Here is a 12,473-nt window from a genome sequence, read left to right as displayed (position 1 = left end):
TTAGTGTATGTTTTTGATAGTTTTAAATGCAGAAATAAATAGTAAACAACCTTCTTGGGTTAAAGAATACATGTCGCGAATAGTATAGACTCTTATGCCATCTATATTCATGAAGAATGTAAATGCTCCGACTCGTTTTTTACAATAAAAAGAATGTGTAGTTTGATGGGGTTTGGCAATGGTAAGATCTATTCCTGTATAATATGCAATATTTTCTTCATCGATTAGCCATACAAGATCCTTTCGGTTAGAGGAACCTTCTAACCAAGACCGTTCTTCTTTCATATCTAAATCTTCCCATTTTCCTAGAGATATCCTATAGTCGATTTTTTTAGTATTTCTTCTAGGTAGGATCACTACAATATCATTTTCGATAGTGGTTAGCTTAATATGACCTGGTAGTTTTATAGAAAAAGAATGTCCGCTCATTTTAAAAACATGAGCCTTCCATTTTGATGTGTCTGGCCAAGGTAGGCTATCTTGTAGATCAGATGTTTGTGAGGTATAGGCGGTACAGTATACATTTTTATAATTAGACCTTTCTTGATTTTTTGAATATAAAAACGAAAAGGGTACTATAAAAATAATAGCAAATATAGAAGTCACACTCATAATTGAATAAAATTGATCGGATATATCATTTGGTAATAAACAACGAATCTTTAAAAAACCAAAATTTAAAAAGTAATCATTTGGTTGCCTTTTTCTAATTAACCTAAAGATAAAAAAGAAACTATTTAATACGTCATTAGAAAGTTAAAATGGTATAAAGTTAGGAGTAGAGCTAATTATAAATACACAATATATATCGGGAATATACTTGTAATATTTGGCAAAACTTTGGGATCAGCGAGCAGTTTGCTGTAGTGCATTATAAGTAATTTTGTGTCTAGACTGTACGGTAATACCTCTTAAAGTTTACTTAAAAACATGATTTGATACGCAACCTATTTATCAGATGTTCATCAAATCTATAATACATAATACATAATAATAATAATAATAAATAGTTGTATGATAAAAAAAATACCTAGTATAGCAACAATTGTATTGATGCTATTTTTTTATTCTTGTAGTGATGATGAAAATAACTTAAGTGAAATGCCCGAAGAGGTTATTGTTCCATCAGACGAAATTATTAAAATCCCAGTAGTTATACATGTGATCAACCCACCATCACGACCATTTGTTATTAGTGATGAAAAAATACAATCTCAAATCGATGTACTCAATAAGGATTATAGGAAAAAAAATGAAGATCATATAAAAACACCAGATGAGTTTATAAGTTTGGTTGCTGATGTTGGTATAGAGTTTTATTTGGCAACTACAGATCCAGATGGAAAACCGACTACAGGAATTATTAGAACGGAAGCGGATATATCGGGTTTTTCTGGAAATGATTTAACGGGTGAGTTGCCTATAGAAGAATACAAACTTTTTTTTGACAATAAAGGAGGACAGGATATCTGGCCTAGTGATAGGTATCTAAATATCTATATTGCAGACATGTTTGATAGATGGGGAAGATTAGGCTTGGGAGGATATGCATATTTTCCTGGAGCAGACCCAAGAATAGATGCCGTAGTTATAGATCCTAGAGTATTTGGTACATTACCTCCATTAGAAGCAGGATATGAATTAGGACGAACGGCTACTCATGAAATAGGGCATTGGTTGAACTTAAAACATATATACGGTAAAGATGGTAGTTGTGAGGTTGGAGATGAAGTAGCGGATACTCCTAATCAAAAAAACCAAAATTTAGGAAAACCGATTTACCCTAAAAGATCTTGTGATACTAATGAGATGTTTATGAATTTTATGGATCGTGTTGATGATGATACCATGTTTATGTTTACCAATGGCCAGAAAGAAAGAATGCGAGCATTGTTTAATGAAGGAGGTGCCAGAAGAGCGTTATATCTTAAGAATAAGTAAAACGAAGTGAAATTATGAAACTATCAAACAAAAATATTTTTGTTTGACAGTTTCATGCATACTATATAATTATCTAATGCTTCCAACAAACTTGTCAATAGTGCCTACCCCTTCATTAGTAAGGTGTTTGATAAAAGCAGAACCAATTATGGCGCCTTTGGTCGTAGTTGTAGCCTGCGTAAAAGTTTCTGCATTACTGATTCCAAAACCTACTATTTGTGGGTTGTTGAGTTGTAAAGCTTTAATACGGTTAAAATACTGTTGCTGCACATCTCCAAAAGTGTTTTTGGCTCCTGTAGTACTAGCCGAGCTGACCATATAAATAAATCCGCTAGAGACACTATCAATGAATCGAATTCGCTCATCCGAGGTTTGCGGAGTGATTAAAAATACATTGATTAATCCATGTTTTTCGAAGGTTTCTTGATAATGCTCGTGATATTCATTAACCGGAAGATCGGGAATAATCAATCCATCGATACCAATTTCCTGGCACTTGGCACAAAAAGCTTCTATGCCATACTGCATCATAGGATTAAAATACCCCATAATAATTAAAGGGATGTTAACCGATTTACGAATATCTTTTAGTTGTTCAAAAAGAATGTTAGTGGTCATTCCGTTGTTAAGTGCGATTGTTGAGCTTTCTTGTATGGTTGGCCCATCTGCTAAGGGATCACTAAATGGTAACCCTATTTCGATCATATCTACACCACTTTTTTCTAGGTCTTGTATGATTTTTACGGTATCGTTTAGTGAAGGATAGCCAGCTGTAAAATATATAGATAATAACTTTTTATCTTGCTCTAATGCTGTATTTATTCTGTTCATTTTTTAGTATTGAGTATTGAGTAGTTGGTAATTAGTGCTCATTACAATGTGCTTACTACTGAATTGTTATAATTTAAAATAACCTATGTATGTGTCGAGATCCTTATCTCCTCTACCAGATAAGCTTATCACTACAATATCCTCGGGTCTGAATTTTTTATCGTTAAAAATTGCCAGGGCATGCGAAGATTCTATTGCAGGAATAATTCCTTCTAATTGCGATAATTCTAATCCGGCAGCCATGGCATCATCATCGGTTACAGAATAAAACTCTCCTCGTGCAGTTTTATATAGGTGAGCATGTAGTGGCCCAACACCTGGGTAATCCAGTCCTGCAGAAATAGAATAAGGCTCTGTAATTTGCCCATCTGGGGTTTGCATTAACAAGGTTTTACACCCGTGAATGATTCCTTCTTTTCCTAATTGAGAAGTAGCTGCACTCTCGCCACTATGTACTCCTTTTCCGGCAGCTTCTACAGCAATAATTCCAACACTTGGTTCTTCTAAAAAATGATAATATGTCCCTGCAGCATTACTACCACCACCAATACATGCTACTACATAATCAGGATGCTCTCTTCCTTCTTTTTCTTTTAACTGCCACTTGATTTCTTCTGAGATTATAGATTGAAACCGTGTTACCATATCAGGGTAAGGATGAGGTCCTATAGCAGAGCCAATGATATAATGTGTGTCGACAGGATTATTGATCCAATCTCGTATAGCTTCGTTGGTGGCATCTTTAAGAGTTTTGCTTCCTGATTTAGCAGGTCTTACCTCGGCGCCAAGCATTTTCATTCGCGCTACATTAGGTGCTTGTCGTTTGATGTCAATCTCACCCATATAAACAATACATTTGATACCCATAAGTGCACATACTGTAGCTGTAGCCACTCCATGTTGACCAGCACCCGTTTCTGCAATAATCCTGTTTTTACCTAATCGCTTGGCTACAAGAATTTGTCCAATAGTATTATTTACTTTATGTGCACCGGTATGGTTAAGATCTTCGCGTTTAAGGTATACTTTGGTGTTGTGTTTTTCTGAAAGACGTTTGGCGAAATATAAAGGAGAAGGACGACCAACGTAGTCTTTTAATAATTGATCAAACTCTTCCTTAAAAGAAGGTTCGTTCATAATATCCAGATAGGTAGTTCGTAATTCTTCGACATTAGGATAAAGCATTTCGGGAATATATGCTCCTCCAAAATCTCCGTAATATCCTTTTTCGTTAGCTTGATAATTCATTTTCTGTAGTTTTTGGTTGTCATTACGTTTATGTTGAAATGACACGCTTTATAAATTTTTCGAGATTTTCTGTTTTTTTTAATCCTGGCTCACTTTCGAATTTGCTATTTACATCAATAGCATGTAAATATTTAGATTCTGGGCTCTCCTGAAAAGATACAACAGCTTCTATTTCATCAAGTCCAATACCGCCACTTAAAATGAATGGAGTAGAAGAGGGGTAGCCTTTTAAGACACTCCAATCAAAAGTATATCCATTGCCTCCCTTTTCTTTTCCTTTAGTGTCAAAGAGAAAATAATCTACCACACCTTCATAAGGTTGCAATACCTTAAAATCAAATTGGTCTTTGATAGAAAATACTTTCCACACTTCGAAATTATAGCGTTCAAAACCAATTTCTTTTCCATTTTTACTAACCGGAAGAGACAGTTCTACTTCCTTTAACGCCTTGCAATATTCGGGACTCTCATCTCCATGAAGTTGTATAGCATCTAAACTGTGTTTAGCAATTTTTGAAACAACTTGATTTATTGACTCATTAACAAAAACCCCCACTTTATTGATATGATCCGGTAATTTTGGAATTTCTCCTTCAAAATTTCTGGGAGAGTTTTCATAGAAAATAAAGCCGAGATAGTCTGGTTTCAGCGCTGCTGCAGCTTTTATATTTTCATGATATTTCATCCCACAGACTTTCAGTTTCATTTCTTTAGATCTTTTATGAATTCTACAGCACTGGCTCCGGGGTTTTCGGTTTTCATAAAGTTTTCACCGATAAGGAAACCTTTATATCCATATTGTTTTAGGTCTTTTATAGCTTCAATAGAACTAATGCCACTCTCTGAAACTTTTACAAAATCATCCGGGATTTGAGTACTTAGTGTTTTACTAATATCTGTACTCACCTCGAATGTTTTTAGATTTCGATTATTTACACCCAGCATATCCAAAGATGGCATGATTGATTTTTGCAATTCGCCCTGGTTATGAACTTCTAATAATACATCGAGTGATAAGCTTTTGGCAAACTGGGATAAAGATTTGATCTCATCGCGTGATAAAACGGCTGCAATTAATAAGATTACATCGGCTCCATGAGCTTTGGCTTCTAATAATTGATATTCATCGATGATAAATTCTTTACGTAGCAAAGGCATTTGTACTGTTGCTCTGGCAAGTAAAAGATCTTCTAAAGATCCTCCAAAATACTTGCCATCTGATAGCACCGACATTCCACAAGCTCCTGCATTTTGATACCCATCTGCCACATCTTGTACACTTACTTTTTGATTAATTACAGATTTAGAAGGAGATCTACGTTTGTGTTCTGCAATGATACCAGTATCACTATTCTGTAAAGCTTTGGCTAATGAATTTGTTTGACGATCAAACAAAACAGAGTTCTCTAATTGTTTGATAGGAATTAAACTTTTTTTGAGTTCAACTTCTTTATATTTATCTGCTATTATTTTATCTAGTATGTTCATTTATGGTTGATGGTTGTTTGTTGGCTACATTCATTTTAATACCTTATTTTTTAGTGAGGCATATAATAAATATTGTGTCTATTAAACAATATTTAGTTTTCCTTCTTTTTTTAGTTCATCATTCATTAGTAATCGAACAGATTCAAAATAATCAGTTTCAAAAGTAATCGCAATAATATCATCAGTTAAGAAATCGTAATCATAGTCCTTTTCGACCCGCCCATTAGATGTTATCAAATCAATATGAAACATATCTCCAATTACTCTGTTTAATTTTCCGTAAAATAATTCTGCTTCGGTATCCTGAAATTCGAATACATCATATTTTTCTTCAGACCATTTAAGAATTTCAAGTGCGCTTCCAAATGAAAAAGTATCAGGTTTGTTTGTTTTAACATTTTTAAGTTGTAACACTCTAGAAATCTTATCTTCTTTTGATTTTGACTTCCTTTTTTGTACAGCACTTTTTCTATACAATTTATATCCATCAATGACATAATCAACGGGTATATGTTTAACCAAAATCCAATCTTCATTTTCGCTAATAAGTAGCCCGGTTTCTTTCTCTTTCCAGCCTGTGATTTTGTATGTTTCGACTTTCATTTTATTAAATTGAATTTCTTTGATGTATTTATAAATCCCAGCTGAAGTACTGGAGTGATAAATTATTTTAATTCTTACTTAATTCCTGAACTTTTTTTAGTGCTATTAATCCTTTTCCAGAAAGTAGTGATTCTTTTGCTTTTTCGAACCCTTGTTTTGGTTCGAGACCTTCTACTGTTGCGATAGCCATTCCTGCATTGGCACAGACTACGTTGTTTTGTGCTTCGGTTCCTTTACCGCTCAAGATATTCATAAATATGGCAGCAGATGCTTCGATAGAATCTCCTCCGTAAATATCTTCTTGTTTCAATAGTGGCACTCCAAAATCTAATGGCGAAAGCATTCCTTCGGTAGTATTAGAAATTGTTTTTGTGTTTCCGGTTAGTGAAATCTCATCGTATCCATCCAGTGCATGGATAATAGTGAATTTTTTATCTGTATTTTGATACAGATACCCATACATTCTCGCTAGTTCCAGGTTAAAAACTCCTACGATTTGATTTTTAGGAAATGCCGGATTTACCATAGGTCCAAGCATATTGAAAAAGGTTTTTACCCCTAATTCTCTACGTATCGGAGCGACATTTTTCATCGCAGGATGAAATAACGGGGCATGCAATACACATATCCCAGCTTCATCGATACTACGTTTCAAAAAGTCTTTATCATTACTGAATTTAATCCCCAAATGCTCCATTACATTAGAACTACCACATGTTGAAGAAACTCCGTAGTTCCCATGTTTGGTGACTTTGATTCCGGCTCCTGCCGAGACAAAAGAAGAAAGTGTTGAGATATTAAAGGTATCTTTACCATCACCACCAGTACCACAAAGATCTACGGGATTATACTCGCTTAGATCTATAGCAATACAAAGCTCTAGTAATGCATCTCTAAAACCTTCTAATTCTTCGATCGTAATACTACGCATCATATATACGGTGAGAAATGATGCAATCTGACTTTGATTGTATTCTCCTTTAGAGATATTTACCAAAACACCTTTGGCCTCTTCTTTAGAGATGGTTTCGTGATTGATTAATCGGTTGAGTAATTTTTTCATGATATTATGTTTTTAAGACCTTCAAGGTTTTTAAAACCTTAAAGGTTTATATCTAGTTTTTTATCCAGTTTTCTAATATCTTTTTTCCGTCGGGAGTTAATACAGATTCTGGATGAAATTGTACTCCGCGAACGTCTAATTCTTTATGACGCAGGGACATGATTTGTCCGTTTTCATCATATGAAGTCACTTGCAGGCAATCGGGTAAATCTTTATCTGCTACTACCCAGGAGTGATATCTCCCTACATTAAAATTGGTATCAAGTCCTTCAAAAAGAGATTCATCGGTAACTGATACTGTTACATTGGTTGCTACACCGTGATATACATCGTTGAGGTTGATTATATTACCACCAAAAACTTCTCCGATGGCCTGTTGTCCTAGGCAAACTCCGAAAATACTTTTGGTATCTGCATATTTACGGATGATCTCTTTTAATAAACCGGCTTCATCTGGGATTCCCGGACCTGGAGATAATAAGACTTTTTGAAATGCTTCTACATCTTCTAATCGTAATTGGTCATTACGTTTTACGATAACCTCACAACCAAGATCTTCTAGATAATGAACCAAGTTGTATACGAATGAATCGTAATTGTCTATTACTAATATTTTTGTATTCATTGTTTTTTCTTTTAGGGTTTCAGAGTTTTTTACACGTTATTATTTTTTTGTGTTAGGGATAGAAGCTAGCTACCCTGTAGCGCGAATAGCCCGACCCCAAGTAATTGGGGAAACACCCTTATATTTCTTCTGCTATTTTTAATGCTTTTGTTAGTGCTCCTAGTTTATTATATACCTCTTGTAATTCGTTTTCTTCATTTGATTCATTAACCAATCCGGCTCCTGCTTGCCAGTGTAATTTGTGATTTTTACTTAGAAACGTTCGAATCATGATCGCATGATTAAAGTTTCCCGAAAAATCCATAAAACCAATAGCTCCCCCATAGAAATCGCGATTTACGTTTTCGTATTTTTCGATAAGCTGCATAGCCATATGTTTTGGTGCACCACTTAATGTACCTGCCGGGAAAGTGTCTCCTACTACTTGCATAGTGGTAGTGTCTTTATGTTTTTTACTAGTTACTTTACTAACCAGATGGATCACATGAGAATAAAACTGAACTTCTCTATAGGTTTCTACAGTTACATTATTTCCATTTCTACTTAGGTCATTACGAGCCAGATCCACCAACATCACGTGCTCTGCATTTTCTTTTTCATCAACCGCCAGTTTTTTTGCTAATTCTGCATCTTGCTCGTCATTCCCGGTACGTTTAAAAGTTCCTGCAATCGGGTGAATCTCGGCAATATCATCTTTTACCACTAGTTGTGCTTCGGGAGAACTACCAAATATTTTGAAATCACCATAATCAAAGTAAAACAGGTAGGGAGAGGGGTTAACACTACGTAATGCACGATAGACATTAAATTCATCTCCTTTAAATTTTTGAGAAAAACGTTTGGATAATACTAGTTGAAATACATCTCCGCGATGACAATGTTTTTTGGCTAGGGTTACGTGTTCTTTATATTGTTCATCATTGAGGTTAGAAGTAGTATCACCAACAGTAGTAAAATTATAGGATGCAAAATTTTTAACTTTAAGCAAAGATTCTATTTCGGAAATATTGCTTTCTGATTCATAACAGTGTGCAAAAATATAGGCTTCATTAGTGAAATTACTAATAGCAATTATATTTTGATATACTGTGTATTGTATGTCGGGTATATGTAAACCTTCTTCTTTTTTAGTAATAGAGATATCTTCAAAATATCGAACAGCATCATAGGAGATATAACCAAAAAGGCCATTGTTTATGAATTTGAATTTACTTTTTGAGGTTACAAATTTTTTACCAAATTGCTCAATAATCTCGGCGATGTTAGTGCTTTCTGTTATAGGTATTTCTTCGATACTCTTATCGGGAAAGGACTGATAAATAATTTCGTTTTCTACTTTGATATTGGCTATTGGATTACAGCAGATGTAAGAAAAACTATTTTCACTACCTCTATAATCGTTGTTTTCTAATAATAGACTATTAGGGAAACGATCTCTGATTTTTAGATAAACACTTACCGGAGTAAATGTATCTGCCAGGATTTGTTTGAAATGTGTGGTTAATTTAAAAGTCATTTTACGGTTTAATTTTTTAATTACAGCCTCTGTTTATGGAACAAAAAAAAGGCTTGTCGTGATTCGACAAGCCTTTGATATGTTTACTTAACACAATGATAGGAGCTATCTCACGACGTTTTCGTTTTGAGATGACCACCACCAATTATTTGTTAAGATTGTTTTCATTTTTTCTTTGTTGGTTCAAATATATAAATTAATTATAATTCGAGGCTATAAAAAATTACATTTTTAATGTAACCGCTAATTCGAATTCGTCGCTGATCGTTTTATCACCCAAGTTATCAAAGAAACTTCCTGATCCATATTTGATATCATACTTTGTTCTGTCAACTTTAAGTGTTGCTGATGCGGTATGACCATTTACAGCTAGAAGAAATTTAATAGGGTTTGTTTTTCCTTTGATGGTAAGGTCTCCGGCTATGATATGACCTTTATCTGTTTTTTTAGTTTTTGTAACAACTAATTTTGCTTTTTTATGATTTGCGATGCCGAAGAAATCATCAGAGGTTAAATGTCCTTCAAGTTTTTCTTTCCCTTTTCCAGCTTCAAGATCAGTAACGGCAAGTGTAGTCATATCTACTGTAAACTCACCTCCTGTAATTTTGTCACCATCAAATACTAAAAAGCCTTCAGATAGATTAAGTGTTCCTGTATGAGATCCGGTAACTTTTTTACCTGTCCAGTTAATTGTACTTTCTGAAGTTTTGATCTCTTTTTTTTGTGCAAAAGCAGATGTTGTTGCAATTACTGCAATTGCTAAGAATAATGATTTAAGTCTAGTTTTCATGATTATTTTAAAAAATTAATTAGTAATAGTATTTATGAGTTATAATTTCTGAACTTATTTAATAATTCATTTAATTGAGCGAGCTCCTTTGTAGAAAAATTTGAAGTAATTCTATTTTCAAATTCATCCATTATGGGATTTATTTCATCAAGAAAAACTTTTCCTTGTTGTGTAATCGTAATTTCTACTTTTCTTCGATTAGATTTACAAGTTATTCGTTTTACATAACCTTTACTAATAAGTTTATCCACTAATCTTGTAGTATTACTCATTTTGGTAACCATTCTTTCTTGTATAGTAGAGAGATTGGCAGGTTTTTCTTTTTGACCTTTTAAAATCCGCAACACATTAAACTGTTGAAGAGAAATATCATAAGTTTTTAATTCGATATTGATTTTATCCATTATCCAATTTTCAGTATATAATAAATTTATTACAACTTTTTTGGGTAACGGAAGTTCAATATCTGTTTTTATGATCTTTTCTATATTCAATTGTTCGTACAATATTTGTATATACAAATGTATATTAATTTTTATTTGAGAAATTATAAAATGTTATTAATTCTTTGTTAAATTCGAATTTAAAGATCAGGTTTAATAGTATTATTGCCATTTGGAAAAAATATCATGATTTTGAGTTGAACAATTGTGAAAAATTCTGAAAATATTTAGATAAAATATAGAAACCTTGTTAATTTTCTTTTGCATTATCAATGGTTTTGATACATTAGTATGATGTCAAGATTAATTTTATATACCGTATTTATTGTACTTTTTACAAATTGTAAAGGAGAGCAGCAGACTGTGGCTCTTGATGCAACTGATGTTTTCGAGAGTAAAGGTATAGAAATACCTGTATATGATTTTAAGAGTTTTAAACCATTATTAAATATTAATGATGGAAAAATAAGAGTCATTAATTTTTGGGCTACATGGTGTAAACCATGTGTGGCCGAGCTGCCTTATTTTGAGTTGATCAATAGTCGATATCCTAAGAATAAAGTAGAGGTGATTTTGGTAAGTTTGGATTTACCCACTCAAGTAGAATCTAAATTAATTCCTTTTGTTAGAAAACAGAAGATAGGAAGCAAAGTAATATTACTAGATGATCCTGATGCAAATACTTGGATTCCTAAAGTTAATAGTAACTGGTCGGGTTCTATCCCTGCAACGATAATATATAAAGATGGAGACAGTAATTTTTATGAAAGATCTTTTACTTATAATGAATTAGAAAAAGAGCTTAAAAAAATGCTGTAAAGATTGATGTAAAGTAAAGAGTAATAAAAATTAAACCAATGAAAACTTTAAAAATCCTGGTTGGAGTAGCTTTTGTAATAGCAATAAGTGCATTTGCTTTGGATAAAGTATCTGGTGCCAAAATTGAAGGAGGATATTCGATAGGGGATGTCGCTACAGACTTTAAACTTAAAAACGTAGATAATACATTGATATCATTGGCAGATTATAAGGATGCCAAAGGATTTATTGTCGTTTTCACATGTAATCATTGCCCATACTCTGTGGCTTATGAAGATAGAATAATAGCATTAGATGCTACTTTTAAAGCAAAAGGATACCCTGTTGTGGCTATAAACCCTAATGATTCAAAATCTTATCCAGATGATAGTTTTGATAATATGAAGATAAGAGCAAAAGAGAAAGGGTTTACTTTTCCATATTTATTTGATGATGGACAAAAAATATACCCTCAATACGGAGCAACAAAAACTCCTCATGTGTATATCTTAGAGAAAACACCGAAAGGTAATATCGTTCGATATATAGGGACTATTGATAATAACTATAAGGATGCATCAGCTGCTGATCAGAAATATGTTGAAGATGCTGTGAATGCTCTATTAGAAGGAAAAAAAGTTCCTGTAGAAATCACAAAAGCTATCGGTTGTAGTATTAAGGTATAGTATTTTCCTAATTTTTAATAAATTGAAGGTGTAGTTTTAATACAATTAATGAACTACTCATTATATTTGTAAAGGAATATTAAAAAATAAAAATTCAATTTTAGTAGAATATATTTTATAATGGCAGAAGATATCACTCAAGAAGAATGGCAAGAACAAATTGCTAATGACAATAATGCAGTAATTTTAGATGTAAGAACAGAAGAAGAAGTAGAGGATGGGTATATACCTAATATGCTCAATGTAGACATTCGTCAAGGGCAAGGTTTTCTTGATGAAATAGGAAAGCTGGATAAGGCTAAAAATTACTATGTATATTGCCGTTCTGGAGCGCGTAGTGCTCAGGCATGTATGTTGATGAATCAAATGGGGTTCGAAACTACATATAATTTGGTTGGCGGCTTTATGAATTGGGAAGGTGAAATCATAGAAGATTAATAT

15 protein-coding genes are annotated in these 12,473 nt (G+C 33.2%); 4 read left to right on the top strand and 11 right to left on the bottom strand.

Translation table 11 applies throughout. The annotated features are described in order from the left end of the window. Nucleotides 1-612 (bottom strand): hypothetical protein, encoded by a 612-nt coding sequence (locus tag ATE84_RS21940; RefSeq protein WP_101449993.1) that lies wholly within the window; start codon nucleotides 610-612, stop codon nucleotides 1-3. A gap of 402 nt (nucleotides 613-1,014) precedes the next feature. On the opposite strand from ATE84_RS21940, the gene ATE84_RS21935 reads away from it, so the two are divergent. After that, nucleotides 1,015-1,941: a zinc metalloprotease gene (locus ATE84_RS21935; RefSeq protein WP_101449992.1), complete on the top strand. Its 927-nt coding sequence runs from the start codon at nucleotides 1,015-1,017 to the stop codon at nucleotides 1,939-1,941. A 69-nt stretch (nucleotides 1,942-2,010) separates the two neighbouring features. Here the strand turns inward: ATE84_RS21935 and trpA are convergent, their stop codons facing one another. The 10 genes from trpA to ATE84_RS21885 all read right to left on the bottom strand — a co-directional run bounded on the left by trpA (nucleotide 2,011) and on the right by ATE84_RS21885 (nucleotide 10,599). Next, entirely contained in the window at nucleotides 2,011-2,772 is a 762-nt protein-coding gene (gene trpA / locus ATE84_RS21930; protein ID WP_101449991.1) for a tryptophan synthase subunit alpha, read from the bottom strand. A 66-nt stretch (nucleotides 2,773-2,838) separates the two neighbouring features. Then, entirely contained in the window at nucleotides 2,839-4,020 is a 1,182-nt protein-coding gene (gene trpB / locus ATE84_RS21925; protein ID WP_101449990.1) for a tryptophan synthase subunit beta, read from the bottom strand. Between the two features lie 28 nt (nucleotides 4,021-4,048). Continuing rightward, a complete protein-coding gene (locus tag ATE84_RS21920) occupies nucleotides 4,049-4,726 on the bottom strand; it encodes a phosphoribosylanthranilate isomerase (protein WP_101449989.1) in 678 nt (225 codons plus the stop codon). Next, nucleotides 4,723-5,508 (bottom strand): indole-3-glycerol phosphate synthase TrpC, encoded by a 786-nt coding sequence (gene trpC, locus ATE84_RS21915; RefSeq protein WP_101449988.1) that lies wholly within the window; start codon nucleotides 5,506-5,508, stop codon nucleotides 4,723-4,725. The genes ATE84_RS21920 and trpC overlap by 4 nt, the downstream gene beginning before the upstream one ends. Nucleotides 5,509-5,589: 81 nt before the next feature. Next, nucleotides 5,590-6,111, bottom strand: coding sequence for a hypothetical protein (locus ATE84_RS21910; RefSeq protein WP_101449987.1), 522 nt, complete (start codon nucleotides 6,109-6,111; stop codon nucleotides 5,590-5,592). Between the two features lie 67 nt (nucleotides 6,112-6,178). Then, the gene (gene trpD / locus ATE84_RS21905; protein WP_101449986.1) at nucleotides 6,179-7,174 is read right to left on the bottom strand and encodes an anthranilate phosphoribosyltransferase; all 996 of its coding nucleotides are present in this window, start codon (nucleotides 7,172-7,174) and stop codon (nucleotides 6,179-6,181) included. A 52-nt stretch (nucleotides 7,175-7,226) separates the two neighbouring features. Further along, entirely contained in the window at nucleotides 7,227-7,799 is a 573-nt protein-coding gene (locus ATE84_RS21900; RefSeq protein ID WP_101449985.1) for an aminodeoxychorismate/anthranilate synthase component II, read from the bottom strand. A 118-nt stretch (nucleotides 7,800-7,917) separates the two neighbouring features. After that, on the bottom strand, nucleotides 7,918-9,315 hold the full coding sequence (locus ATE84_RS21895) for an anthranilate synthase component I family protein (protein ID WP_101449984.1): 1,398 nt from the start codon (nucleotides 9,313-9,315) through the stop codon (nucleotides 7,918-7,920). A gap of 223 nt (nucleotides 9,316-9,538) precedes the next feature. Then, nucleotides 9,539-10,105, bottom strand: coding sequence for a YceI family protein (locus ATE84_RS21890; RefSeq protein WP_101449983.1), 567 nt, complete (start codon nucleotides 10,103-10,105; stop codon nucleotides 9,539-9,541). Between the two features lie 32 nt (nucleotides 10,106-10,137). Next, nucleotides 10,138-10,599 (bottom strand): MarR family winged helix-turn-helix transcriptional regulator, encoded by a 462-nt coding sequence (locus ATE84_RS21885; protein ID WP_101451179.1) that lies wholly within the window; start codon nucleotides 10,597-10,599, stop codon nucleotides 10,138-10,140. A 243-nt stretch (nucleotides 10,600-10,842) separates the two neighbouring features. Between ATE84_RS21885 and ATE84_RS21880 the strand changes: the two genes are divergently transcribed. The 3 genes from ATE84_RS21880 to ATE84_RS21870 all read left to right on the top strand — a co-directional run bounded on the left by ATE84_RS21880 (nucleotide 10,843) and on the right by ATE84_RS21870 (nucleotide 12,470). Next, nucleotides 10,843-11,367: a TlpA disulfide reductase family protein gene (locus ATE84_RS21880; protein ID WP_101449982.1), complete on the top strand. Its 525-nt coding sequence runs from the start codon at nucleotides 10,843-10,845 to the stop codon at nucleotides 11,365-11,367. Nucleotides 11,368-11,405: 38 nt separating this feature from the next. Then, complete coding sequence (locus ATE84_RS21875; RefSeq protein ID WP_101449981.1) at nucleotides 11,406-12,032, top strand: thioredoxin family protein; 627 nt, start codon at nucleotides 11,406-11,408, stop codon at nucleotides 12,030-12,032. Between the two features lie 120 nt (nucleotides 12,033-12,152). Then, nucleotides 12,153-12,470, top strand: coding sequence for a rhodanese-like domain-containing protein (locus tag ATE84_RS21870; RefSeq protein ID WP_101449980.1), 318 nt, complete (start codon nucleotides 12,153-12,155; stop codon nucleotides 12,468-12,470). Nucleotides 12,471-12,473 lie beyond the last annotated feature (3 nt).

It is taken from the genome of Aquimarina sp. MAR_2010_214 (assembly GCF_002846555.1).
GTDB lineage: Bacteria > Bacteroidota > Bacteroidia > Flavobacteriales > Flavobacteriaceae > Aquimarina.
Note: the sequence above shows the minus strand (reverse complement) of the source record. Positions and strands in the feature narration are given on the sequence as shown.